The organism is Anaerocolumna jejuensis DSM 15929 (assembly GCF_900142215.1).
Taxonomy (GTDB): domain Bacteria; phylum Bacillota; class Clostridia; order Lachnospirales; family Lachnospiraceae; genus Anaerocolumna; species Anaerocolumna jejuensis.
Window position 1 is genome coordinate 24064 of the sequence record NZ_FRAC01000029.1, and the last position, 11592, is coordinate 35655.

Sequence of the window (11592 nt, forward strand, 5' to 3'; positions counted from 1 at the left end):
AGGTATGTATTATGTAAAGGATAAGGAAATTGAAAAAAGTCCCAGGATTCCTAAACTGATTGACAATTTATATGCCTCCATGCCTGAAATTGAAGCAGACAGGGCGTATTTAATAACGGAAAGCTATAAAAGCACAGAAGGGGAACCTATCATCAGAAGAAGGGCAAAAGCCTTTTACCATATTTTAAAGAATATTCCCATTACCATACGCCCCCTGGAGCTTATTGCAGGCAGTGCCTCAAAGGCCCCAAGAGGCTGTCAGGTATTCCCGGAATTCTCTTATCAGTGGCTGTTGGACGAATTTGAAACCGTTGAAAAGAGAAGCGCAGACCCCTTTTACATATCCGAAAAAACCAAGGAAGTTTTAAAAGAGGTCTATCCCTATTGGAAGGGAAAGACCACCAGTGAGCTCGCCACCTCCTATATGACACCGGAAACAAAGCTGGCCATGGAGCACAATGTGTTCACTCCGGGTAATTATTTTTACAACGGAGTAGGCCATGTAACCGTAGCATACGAAAAGGTGCTGGAAAAGGGCTACGAGGGCATTAAAGAGGAAGCGGTAAAAGCCTTGTCTGCCCTTAAGGTATCCGACATGGATTACGGCAGGAGAAGTGAGTTCCTAAAGGCTGTTATTCTAAGCTGTGAGGCGGCCTGCCTGTATGCGGAGCGCTATGCGAAGCTGGCAATGGAAGAAGCCGCCTCCTGTAAGGATGCGGCGAGGAAGGAGGAACTGCTGCTTATTTCCAGAAATTGCAGCAGAGTACCAAGATACGGTGCCTCTTCCTTTTATGAAGCCTGCCAGTCCTTCTGGTTCGTACAGCTGCTTTTGCAGGTGGAATCCAGCGGACACTCCATCTCTCCGGGCAGATTTGACCAGTATATGTATCCTTATTACGAAAAGGATATGAGAGAAGGCAGAATAACGGCAGAATCCGCCCAGGAACTGATAGACTGTATCTGGGTAAAATTAAATGATTTGAACAAGGTCAGGGATGCAGGCTCCGCAGAAGGTTTTGCAGGCTACAGCCTGTTCCAGAACCTGATTGCAGGGGGACAATCCAGGGAAGGCATGGATGTAACCAACGACTTATCCTTTATGAGCATAGAAGCCTCCATGCATGTAATGCTGCCCCAGCCCTCCCTGTCCGTAAGGGTATGGAATAAAACGCCCCATGAATTTCTGGTGAAGGCCGCAAAGCTTACCAGAACCGGCATCGGTCTGCCTGCCTATTACAATGATGAGGTAATCATACCTTCCCTGGTGAACCGGGGGCTTACCCTGGCAGACGCCAGAGAATACAATATCATAGGCTGTGTGGAGCCTCAGAAGGCCGGTAAGACGGAAGGCTGGCACGACGCCGCTTTCTTTAATATGCTCCGTCCGCTGGAATTTGCTTTTCGTAACGGAAAGGACGGGGGAGTACAGATAGGCCCTGCTACTGGTGAGGTAGAAGAAATGACCTCCTTTGAGGAACTTTTTGAAGCTTACAGGCAGCAGATGAATTACATGATAGAGCTTTTGGTAAATGCAGATAATTCCATTGATTTGGCTCATGCCGAAAGGTGTCCGCTGCCTTTTCTCTCTTCCATGGTGGAGGACTGTATCGGCAGGGGGAAGAGTGTCCAGGAAGGCGGAGCTGTTTATAACTTTACCGGCCCCCAGGGCTTTGGAATCGCCAATATGACGGATTCTCTTATTGCAGTGAAAAAGCTTGTATTTGAAGAAAAGAAGCTAACCCTTTCTGAGTACAAAAAAGCTTTGGATTCCAATTTCGGAAAAGACTTGTCTATTGAGAGGGCGGAAGAGACCGTCAGGGAAGTAATCAGGGAGCTCCTGAAGCAGGGAGTAAAGGTAGGAGAAAAAGAAGTAAAGGAAGTCCTCTCCCTATCCCTTTCAAGCGGGATGTCTCCTAAAGAACAGAAAAAATATGACGATTTGCTGGAGCTGATAAATGAGCTGCCGAAGTACGGCAACGACATCGAAGAAGTGGACCTTTTTGCCAGAGAAATCGCCTATACCTATACAAAGCCTCTGGAAAATTATAAAAATCCCAGAGGAGGAAGCTATCAGGCCGGCCTTTATCCCGTATCCGCCAATGTCCCTCTGGGGGCGCAGACGGGAGCGACCCCCGATGGCAGACTGAAAGGCTCACCCATTGCAGACGGTGTGTCCCCGGCCTCCGGAAGGGATACCAATGGCCCTACGGCAGCGGCTAATTCCGTTGCAAAGCTGGATCATTTTATTGCCTCCAACGGAACCTTATTTAACCAGAAGTTCCATCCCTCTGCATTAAGCGGAGTAAAGGGGCTGGATAACTTCATATCTCTTATACGGGCCTATTTTGACCAGAAGGGAAGCCATATGCAATTTAATGTCGTTAGCCGTGAAACCCTGATGGATGCCCAAAAACATCCGGAGAACTATAAGAGCCTTGTGGTGCGTGTGGCAGGCTACAGTGCCCTTTTTACAACCCTTTCCAGGTCTCTGCAGGATGATATTATCGCAAGAACGGAACAGGGCTTTGCCGGGTAATGACTACAGCAGACAGAAATGAGGATTCTCCATGATAAAAGGCAGGATTTTTGATATACAGAAATTTTCCATCCATGATGGACCGGGTATCCGTACGATTGTGTTTTTAAAGGGCTGTTATTTGAGGTGCCGCTGGTGCTGCAATCCTGAGTCCCAGGAGTATGACATTCAGACAATGGAGGTGAACGGAAAGCCCAAAATCATCGGCAGGGATGTAACTGTGGAAGAGGTTATGGCGGAAGTGGTCAAGGATATTCCCTATTACAGAAGGTCCGGCGGAGGGCTGACTCTGTCCGGAGGGGAAGCCTTATGCCAGCCTGATTTTGCAGTAGCACTGTTAAAAGCCTGCAAGGAATATGGCATTAATACCGCTATGGAAAGCACTGCTTTTTCAGACTATTCCGTAATCGAAAGATACCTTCCCTGGCTGGATGTTTATCTTATGGATATTAAGCACATGGATTCCGGAAAGCATGAGGAGTACACGGGTAGGCCCAACTCCCTGATACTTGAAAATGCGGAAAAAATAGCGGCCAGGGGAACAAAGGAATATGGCACCCGTTTGATAATACGCGTGCCGGTAATCCCGGAATTTAATGCAACCAAGGAAGAAATAAAGGCAATTGCGGAATTTAGCGCAGGCCTTAAGGGAGTGGATGAACTCCACCTTCTTCCCTATCACAGGCTTGGGCAGGATAAATACACCGGATTAAGCAGGGATTATGGAATGGCGCATGTCAGTCCCTTAAGCAATGACTATATGGAAGAGCTTCTAAAGGCCGTGAAAGAAACAGGGCTTCGCTGCCAGATAGGCGGTTAAGGAAGGAGAATAACGGTGGATTATCAGGATATCCAGGCGACTGGAAGTAAAATGAGAATTATTCAGGAAATTGTTCCAGGTAAACAGATTACCCTGGCACATGTTATAGCCAATCCGGACCCGTCACTTTTAACAAAGCTTGGCTTGAATCCGGACACAGATTATAAGAGAGCAGCCATCGGAATTATAACCCTGTCCCCCAGTGAAACGGCTATTATAGCCGGGGACATTGCTCTTAAGACTTCCGGTGTGGAACTGGGCTTTGTCGACCGCTTCAGCGGTACCTTAATAGTAACAGGGACCCTGTCAGAGGTAGAAGCCTCCTTAAAGGCTGTTATGGATTATATAGGAGAAAAACTGAATTTCAGCTTATGTGAAATTACAAGGACATAAAAAATAAGCAAAACCCCATCCCCCCTCAAGTAAAAACAGAGGAGGGATATTTTTTTAAGAAAGAATTTATAAAATTTACAATAAAATTATAAATACTATATTGCAATGTATAATAGATAGTGATAATATATATCCTATAATACAAGAAAGAGGATATGAATTATAATATCATCCTTATTGATAACGGTGGGTTTGAGTTGAAAGGGTACTTATCAAACAAACAGAAAGGAGTTGAAATATGAATGCACAATTTAAAAAAGGAGTGCTGGAATTATGTGTGCTTTCAAAATTAGTCGAGGAGGACCGATACGGGTATGAATTGACAGAAGCCATATCAAAGCAAATGGTAATTTCTACAGGAACCTTATATCTTATTTTAAAACGTTTAAAAGATGACGCTCTCGTAGAAACCTATTTAGTGGAGTCAGGAGAAGGCCCGGCGAGAAAATATTATCATTTGACGGAAAAAGGAAGAACACACCAGGCAGCCCAGAAAAAAGAATGGCAGGATTTCACAAAAATCGTAGAAGATATTATAGGATAGGAGGATGGATATGAATAAGAATGAATATTTAAATGCTTTAAAAGAAGCATTAAAGGATACGGATGAAAGCATCCTGGAAGAAATTGTATCAGATTATGAAGAACATTTTCAAATCGGTATGGAATATGGAAAAAGTGAGGAGCAAATCTGCAAGGAGCTTGGCTCAATTGAGGATTTAGCCCAGGAAATTAAAGAAGTATACAATGCTGACAGCAAGGAAGATAAAAAAGCAGAGGAAGAGCAGTCCGATACAAAGAATAGCAAAAATAAAGGATGGCATTCCGGCATTTATTATATTGATGGTGAAAAGATTGGCGATGCCATTAACAGTGCTTTGGATACGGCCGGTGATGCCATCAGTAAAATAGATGTCAATGAGATTGGCCGTACGGTAAAGAGTACCATTGACCAGGCAACCTCCTCCATTAACAGCTTTGCCAATAGCTATTTTAAGAATCAGGAGAAAGATCCTTTTGACCCTAAGTGGAATACGGAAGGGTATACGGAAAATGTTTCAAAAAGCTATGATGATACCGTAGAACCGGAAGAAGCACAAAAGGATACTGTTAGCTACGATACGGAGTCTGCCGCCGAACCTTCAAAGGAGGTTCCTGACGATACAGCAGGCAAGGTTAATGAAACAGTAGCCGCAGAAAGCAGCAGCAGCTGGGACCAGCAGGCAACAGTACCTGAGGAAATAAAGAATACAGATTCCCCAAATGATGACGTAGATTTCAATTTAATGATAGACGGTATTCATGCGGATGTTTCGGTACGGAAATCCTCCAACGGAAAGATAAATTTCAATTATGTAAACAATGGAAATGAAAGACAGAGACAGATGTATGAATTCTATAGCTATAAGGAAGGAAATACTGTATATGCAGGAATCCGAAGGGTGGGTAAAGCAGTATTCTTCTTTAACTTTAAACTGTATTCTACTATTATTAATGTTGAAATACCGGACGACATGAATAATGTCAATATTAAAACAGCAAGCGGCAGTATTGAACTATCCGGTGTCAATGCAGATCGCATTCAGGCAGCGACAGCAAGCGGTGACATTGAGGCTGACAATACGGAAGCAAAGTTTCTTTCGCTGAAAAGTGCAAGCGGTGATATTAAAGCAAGAAATATAACGGCTGATGTCATTGATGCTAATTCACTGAGCGGTGATGTTGATACCTTTAATATAAAGGCGAGTGAATGCAAAGTCAGAAGTACAAGCGGCGATGTTGATATCAATGACTTCTCAATAAATAATGCAGATGTCAGCAGCATCAGCGGCGACATTAAGATTTCCCGTGTATCCGGTGGAGGTTTAAGAGTCAGCAGCACCAGCGGCGATATATCAGCCGAAATGAATGTAAAAAAATGCTATCTGAACTCAAAGAGCGGAGATATCGATGCAAATTGTCTGGGAGATCTTATATTAGAGTCCGGCAGCACCAGCGGAGATATCAACGTAAAGCTGAAAAACAATAACAATGGTTATAATATCAAAGCCACAACCATTTCCGGTGAGTTATATATCGACTATGACAGAATGCACCAAAGGGATTTAAAAACTGGGACGTATACCCATGGCAACCTGGGAAGTGAACTGAATTTAAGCTCAGTGAGCGGAGATATCCATCTATATGATTAATTAGGATTAATTGAGAACTGCTTTTAAGGGACTGTTGCAAAAGAAAGCTCATACCAGATAGTATGCATAAATTCATTTAGCATACTATTTGGAATTTGCTCTTCTGCCGCAATAGCCCCTTTTTATATTTTGTCAGCTGCACTTTTTCGGTATTCCCAATTTTTAATGGGCTTTGTCAATACATCGAACTTTTCCCAAAGTGGACTATGGTTGTGAATTTGGGGAATGCGCTGTATAATTGAGTTTGAAATATCGATAAATAAAGTTTGAATTACAGATTATTTATAAAACAGGAGCAAATATGATTAGAAAGTTTAGAATGGATGATTTAGACACAGTCATGAAAATATGGCTTGAAACAAACATTGCGGCTCATGATTTTATTAGCAGGAACTACTGGCAGGGGAATTATGAACTGGTTAAAAAGATATTGCCTGAGGCAGCAATATTTGTATTTGAAAAGGATGATGTGATTCTGGGATTTATTGGGCTGACCGAAAATTATATTGCCGGAATATTTATTGATGCAAAAAGTCAATCCCAAGGTATCGGTAAAGCGCTGCTTGATTATGTTAAGAAAAGTCACTCCCCATTGTCACTGCAGGTTTATAAAAAGAATTCTTGTGCGGTCAGATTCTACCTGAGAGAAGATTTTGTTGTATTAAATGAGCAAACGGATGAAAACACCGGCGAAGCAGAGTTTGTAATGAATTGGACAAAATGAAAAATTCCCGTACCCTCAATAGAGGCAACAACAATCTTTCTTTTTATTTTTGAAAGTAAAATTTGCTCTTTTTACTGTCATTTATTATAATGAAAGTGTGAAAGAAAAGCGCTTTCACACTCCTTTATTTATGGCAGTATGCAATGGGAGCAAGTGTGATAAGCTTATAGCTTATGAATGAAAGAGAAGGGAAGTGGACTGCTATTGATAAGGCACTGTTAGGCAAATTAAAGGAAATAACCGATGAAGAGAGAACTATATTATCCGGTAACAGTACCGTTGCCAGGAATCTCTATACCAACGAGAAAGACTTTGTTGTTGACAGCAGAAAAATGCTTGCCAGAGGTAAGCTGATAGATATCAGAACCCATACCCGTTTTATCCGCTTTCCAAGGCATAAGCATAATTACATTGAAATCATTTATATGGTCAGCGGAACCACCACACATATTATCAATGACAGCAGACAGGTCGTTTTAAACCCGGGAGATCTGCTATTCCTGAACCAAAATGCCTTTCAGGAAATATTACCGGCGGGTATGGAGGATATCGCTATTAATTTCATAATCCTACCGGAATTTTTTGATGTTGCCTTTCAGATGCTGGACGGAGAAAACCTGCTGAAGAATTTTCTGGTGGATTCCCTTCGCCAGGATAACCGTACGGCTGGATACTTATATTTTAAAGTGGCAGATATCCTTCCAGTGCAAAATCTCCTTGAGAACATGATATGGTCCATTTTGAATGAGCAGCCGAACCGGCACAGGATAAACCAGACCACAATGGGACTTTTGTTTTTACAGCTTTTAAATTATATGGATAAAATCGAACAGTGTGAGGATGATCCCTATGATAATTACCTGACACTGTCTGTACTGCGCCATATTGAAGAAAACTACAGGGATAGTAACCTTACCCTGCTGGCCAGAGAATTAAACCAGCCGGTGTATCTCTTAAGCCGTCTGATAAAGCGCAATACCGGATGCACCTATAAGGAACTGCTGCAAAGGAAGCGGTTTCAAAAGGCTGTGGAGCTTTTAGGAGATACTACACTGTCTATTAATGACATCATAACAGCTGTAGGTTATGACAACACCAGTTATTTTCACCGGATATTCCGGGAGAAATATGAGATGTCACCCAGGCAGTACAGGATAAAGAAGAAACAAATGTAACTTTAGGATATGGCTTTTATTAGAAAGAAAACACTTTCATAAGAGTTTGTGCCGTAACAGGCGGCAGAATGAGAGGTAATTATGGCTGGAATCGTATTAGAGGGCGGTACCTTCCGTCCGATTTTCAGTGCAGGTATCATGGACGCACTGTTAGAAGGGGGTGTTATGTTTCCCTACTGTATCGGCGTATCTGCCGGTATAAGCTTCGGGGTCTCTTATATTTCAAAGCAGAAGGGAAGAAATCTTGAGGTTCTTTTAAATTGCAGGAGGGATAAGCGTTATATCGGCACCAGGAATTTAATCAAATGTCACAGCCTTTTTGGCCTGGACTTTGTTTATGATGAAGTTCCGAATAAATTATATCCCTTTGACTGGGATACCTTTCTTCAGTACGACGGCAGAGCATTAGTGGGAGTAACAAATGCAGAAACCGGTAAAGCAGAGTACCTGAATGCCCTGGAAATGGACAAAAAATGTACCATGCTGCAGGCCACCTGTGCTATGCCGTTATTTTTCCCTGCTATCAATTGTAATGACAGCAAATATTATGACGGAGGACTGGCAGATTCCATTCCCATTCGAAAAGCCATTGCAGATGGCAATGAGAAGAACCTGATTGTACTGACCCGCCCCAAGGGCTACCGCAGAACTCTTGGCAGAGACAGCAAGATAGCCATGCGATTATTGCGGAATAAGTATCCGGCTATGGTTGAGGTAATAAGGGAAAGGCCTGACATGTATAATGAAACCGTTGACTTTTGCGAAGAACTTGAAAGAGAAGGAAAGGCAGTAATCCTAAGGCCGGACTATACGGTTGAGAGCATGGAAAAGGATTTGGCTGTTCTGGAAAGCAATTATAAGCATGGCTATGATATGGCTATGAAGCAAATGGATGTGATTAAAAAGCTTCTGACTTAATACACATAAAGTGTCTTACTATGAGACAGTTAACCGCAACGGCTTCTTATTGATTTTGTTACAGCTGATTTTATTAATAGCTTAAGTAAAGATTTAGAGGTTGAACGGCCTAAAAATTATATAGAATTTTAAGAAAGTTTGGCAAGGTGGACTATCGGCACCTGTACTTGTGGAATTAAACTTTATTATCTCCAACTTCAATCATGGTTGGAGATATTTTTATATCACTTTATCATTGATAGATTTTAGTATATACCGGCTAATATTTTACAGCTTAACAGGATTATCAGAACGTCCAAGTAAATAATCAGCTGAAACATCAAAAAAGTCAGCAAGTTTTATAATCATGTTTGCGTTTGGTGTGACTTTACCATATTCCAATCGCTGATAATGCTGTTCTGTACATTCTAAAAAAGAAGCCATATTAACTTGAGTTAAATGCTTGGATTTTCGCAGTTCTTTTAATCTATCAGAAAAATTAGACATTGTTATATCCTCCAAAATATTTTAAAAAACATATTGACACAACATATTGTGATGTGCTATTATAAACACAACATTAAATGTTGTGTTTGCGCTGGGGCTCATGTAATTACGATATCATAAATCAGTGTAAATGTAAAATCGTTATTTCATTTTGTTACTTGTTTACTATTTACCATATTTCAAGGGGGATAATCATGGAAAAGAGAACGCTTAAAGTATATAAAGCATTTAAAAAGGAGTACGAACAAAAAAGTTACACGGAAATACCAGAAATTAAATTTAAAGGACAATGGCTTTTAAATCATGGATTTACAACGGGTTCAAGACTCACCTTGTATTGCAGTGAGAATCAGATAATTATAAAGAAAGAAGATTCAAGTTTTTAACCTTATCACACCTTTGCCCCATGGCATCCCTTCACCCGTTCTTAAACGGATGAAAGGAAAGCCATGGGGCTTCTTTTTTCAGCTGTTAAGCACCCTTTGAAATTTCTCCTAAACGATCAATAATCGGAAGATGCTGTGTACAGAGCTTTTCACATTTACCGCACTTAATACATTCCGCTGCTGTCTCGGAAGGAATTCCCCAATGGTATTTCAGCCTGTCGAACATGTTGTTGCCAAGCAGCTTTTCGTTATAAGCGTCCATATACTTGGGAATATCAATATTCTTAGGACAGTGTTTGCAGTATGCACAACCCGTACACAGGTTATTTAATGCAACACCCTTATTTTCGTATTCTTCAAATATTTCCTTTGCAGGTCTTTCCTTCAGGTTCTCTACAGCCTTACAGGCGTCATCAATATGCTCCCTGGTGGTACAACCTGCCAGTGTTATGGTGATTTCCCTATGGGAGGCAACAAAATTTAGAGCGGCCTGTGCAACGGTAAGATCAGTGCCTTCCCTCAGGTATTCAAAGGTCTTGGGATTGTTTGGTATTAAACCGCCGCCCAGGGGATTCATAACCACAACGCCCATGCCTTTTTCATAGGCTGCGGTGATGCCGGTCTGGCGGAAACGGTAATTCAGGGCATTATAGCCTATCAGCATACCTTTGAAACGGTCCGCAGCAACAGCGGCCTCTAATTCATTCCCCTGCATGTGGGAAGAGAATACAATATTTCTTATAAGCCCTTCACTTTTTGCTTCTTCGAAGAAACCATAGAGGGATTCACACTGGCTTTCAAAGGAATCCAGATTCAGTACGCACCATAAATGATAAAAGTCAAGATAATCTACTTTAAGTCTGCTTAGAGTGTTTTCAAGCCTTTCCCGAAAAGCATCCCTTGTGCTCTTTCCTCCAATGGTACCAAGATTCGTTTTGGAAGATATGTAATAGCTGTCCCTGGGCAATTGGGAAAGAGCAATACCGGTTATAATCTCACTTTTATCATCACAGTAAAAGGGAGCGGTATCAAAATAATTAATCCCTTTTTCATGGGCGTATAAAACGACCTCTGAACATTTTTCCAATCTGCCTGCTTTTACATCTTCGTCATCATAACGCATACATCCCATACCAATGGCAGATACTTTCATATCAGTATTACCATATTGCTTATAATACATTTGCTTACCTCCGTTTACGAATCCTGACGGACAAAGAACAATAAAATATCTTTCCGTCAGCTAACTATTAATTTTAGGATATCTTATTAAGTATAACATAATAATGAATTATTGCACAACTGATATTTTAGGCCGTAACTGCAGGCAGCAGCCTTTTTTGAGCGCTGTCCCCGCCCCTTTTGCAAAGGACTTTTCCTTTTGGTGCAAAAGTAGTATAATTAACTATAAATGTAAAAACACTTTTGTACAGCAAGAATTCAGCTTATATAATCCAGTGCATTAAAAAAATTTTATTTGTGAGATACCGCAAGCAGTCCTGCGGTATGAAGGAGGTTAATGTGAAAAACGATAAAAAGGCTTTTAATGATAAGAATTCAAATAACAAACTGCCAGTTAAACAAACTGCCAAGCCTGAAATTACGGAATGGTTTTTTATGTCTTCTGCTGAGATTACGGCAAAGGACCTGTGGGATTTTCTGAAACCGTTGAAGCTTGGAGAGCTTGACCTTTGGGAGGAGATGGATATTTTAACGCTTGAGACCTCCGATAAAACTTCTATTGATTTTGAAGGCATGAAAAAAAGCTTTCCGGATGAGAAGGACAGGCAGTTTGTGAAAGAAAACGGATACAGTGCGGTATACTCGGTTTCCGTAAGCGGTGATTTTCCCGACCTGAGAATATTGTTTGAAAAGATACTGACACAATTTCAAGGCGGATTTTATGCGGATACGGAGGATTTTAAACCCAGCATTCTAAGCAGAAGGTAAAGGCAGGTAAAA

General features: G+C 41.4%; 12 protein-coding genes. 10 read left to right on the top strand and 2 right to left on the bottom strand.

Annotated elements, in window-relative coordinates:
• Positions 1 to 4: 4 nt before the first annotated feature.
• From BUB77_RS23000 to BUB77_RS23035, 8 genes are all read left to right on the top strand, one after another.
• Positions 5 to 2536 carry a glycyl radical protein gene (locus BUB77_RS23000; RefSeq protein ID WP_073279422.1) on the top strand — a complete coding sequence of 844 codons (2532 nt, stop codon included), beginning with the start codon at positions 5 to 7 and terminating at the stop codon, positions 2534 to 2536.
• Positions 2537 to 2567: 31 nt separating this feature from the next.
• The gene (locus BUB77_RS23005; protein ID WP_073279362.1) at positions 2568 to 3356 is read left to right on the top strand and encodes a glycyl-radical enzyme activating protein; all 789 of its coding nucleotides are present in this window, start codon (positions 2568 to 2570) and stop codon (positions 3354 to 3356) included.
• 15 nt (positions 3357 to 3371) lie between these two features.
• Positions 3372 to 3749, top strand: coding sequence for a BMC domain-containing protein (locus BUB77_RS23010; RefSeq protein ID WP_073279363.1), 378 nt, complete (start codon positions 3372 to 3374; stop codon positions 3747 to 3749).
• 238 nt (positions 3750 to 3987) lie between these two features.
• Positions 3988 to 4293: a PadR family transcriptional regulator gene (locus BUB77_RS23015; protein WP_073279364.1), complete on the top strand. Its 306-nt coding sequence runs from the start codon at positions 3988 to 3990 to the stop codon at positions 4291 to 4293.
• Between the two features lie 10 nt (positions 4294 to 4303).
• Positions 4304 to 5941 (top strand): DUF4097 family beta strand repeat-containing protein, encoded by a 1638-nt coding sequence (locus BUB77_RS23020; protein WP_073279365.1) that lies wholly within the window; start codon positions 4304 to 4306, stop codon positions 5939 to 5941.
• A 301-nt stretch (positions 5942 to 6242) separates the two neighbouring features.
• Positions 6243 to 6665 carry an N-acetyltransferase gene (locus tag BUB77_RS23025; protein ID WP_073279366.1) on the top strand — a complete coding sequence of 141 codons (423 nt, stop codon included), beginning with the start codon at positions 6243 to 6245 and terminating at the stop codon, positions 6663 to 6665.
• Positions 6666 to 6868: 203 nt separating this feature from the next.
• Entirely contained in the window at positions 6869 to 7840 is a 972-nt protein-coding gene (locus BUB77_RS23030; protein ID WP_073279423.1) for an AraC family transcriptional regulator, read from the top strand.
• Positions 7841 to 7921: 81 nt separating this feature from the next.
• Positions 7922 to 8758, top strand: a complete 837-nt coding sequence (locus tag BUB77_RS23035; protein WP_073279367.1) for a patatin-like phospholipase family protein — start codon at positions 7922 to 7924, stop codon at positions 8756 to 8758.
• Positions 8759 to 9025: 267 nt separating this feature from the next.
• Here the strand turns inward: BUB77_RS23035 and BUB77_RS23040 are convergent, their stop codons facing one another.
• Positions 9026 to 9244: a helix-turn-helix domain-containing protein gene (locus BUB77_RS23040; RefSeq protein ID WP_073279368.1), complete on the bottom strand. Its 219-nt coding sequence runs from the start codon at positions 9242 to 9244 to the stop codon at positions 9026 to 9028.
• 194 nt (positions 9245 to 9438) lie between these two features.
• Between BUB77_RS23040 and BUB77_RS23045 the strand changes: the two genes are divergently transcribed.
• The gene (locus tag BUB77_RS23045; protein WP_073279369.1) at positions 9439 to 9630 is read left to right on the top strand and encodes a SymE family type I addiction module toxin; all 192 of its coding nucleotides are present in this window, start codon (positions 9439 to 9441) and stop codon (positions 9628 to 9630) included.
• Positions 9631 to 9715: 85 nt separating this feature from the next.
• On the opposite strand, the gene BUB77_RS23050 is transcribed toward BUB77_RS23045, so the two are convergent.
• The gene (locus BUB77_RS23050; RefSeq protein WP_073279370.1) at positions 9716 to 10813 is read right to left on the bottom strand and encodes an aldo/keto reductase; all 1098 of its coding nucleotides are present in this window, start codon (positions 10811 to 10813) and stop codon (positions 9716 to 9718) included.
• A 338-nt stretch (positions 10814 to 11151) separates the two neighbouring features.
• Between BUB77_RS23050 and BUB77_RS23055 the strand changes: the two genes are divergently transcribed.
• Positions 11152 to 11580 carry a hypothetical protein gene (locus BUB77_RS23055; RefSeq protein ID WP_073279371.1) on the top strand — a complete coding sequence of 143 codons (429 nt, stop codon included), beginning with the start codon at positions 11152 to 11154 and terminating at the stop codon, positions 11578 to 11580.
• Positions 11581 to 11592: the final 12 nt, after the last annotated feature.

What these genes read in the sequence shown, in the direction of transcription:
- BUB77_RS23035 (WP_073279367.1), top strand. Translation starts at nt 7,922, where the DNA reads ATGGCTGGAATCGTATTAGAGGGCGGTACCTTCCGTCCGATTTTCAGT.
- BUB77_RS23050 (WP_073279370.1), bottom strand. Translation starts at nt 10,813, where the DNA reads ATGTATTATAAGCAATATGGTAATACTGATATGAAAGTATCTGCCATT.
- BUB77_RS23045 (WP_073279369.1), top strand. Translation starts at nt 9,439, where the DNA reads ATGGAAAAGAGAACGCTTAAAGTATATAAAGCATTTAAAAAGGAGTAC.
- BUB77_RS23020 (WP_073279365.1), top strand. Translation starts at nt 4,304, where the DNA reads ATGAATAAGAATGAATATTTAAATGCTTTAAAAGAAGCATTAAAGGAT.
- BUB77_RS23015 (WP_073279364.1), top strand. Translation starts at nt 3,988, where the DNA reads ATGAATGCACAATTTAAAAAAGGAGTGCTGGAATTATGTGTGCTTTCA.
- BUB77_RS23005 (WP_073279362.1), top strand. Translation starts at nt 2,568, where the DNA reads ATGATAAAAGGCAGGATTTTTGATATACAGAAATTTTCCATCCATGAT.
- BUB77_RS23040 (WP_073279368.1), bottom strand. Translation starts at nt 9,244, where the DNA reads ATGTCTAATTTTTCTGATAGATTAAAAGAACTGCGAAAATCCAAGCAT.
- BUB77_RS23025 (WP_073279366.1), top strand. Translation starts at nt 6,243, where the DNA reads ATGATTAGAAAGTTTAGAATGGATGATTTAGACACAGTCATGAAAATA.
- BUB77_RS23000 (WP_073279422.1), top strand. Translation starts at nt 5, where the DNA reads ATGTATTATGTAAAGGATAAGGAAATTGAAAAAAGTCCCAGGATTCCT.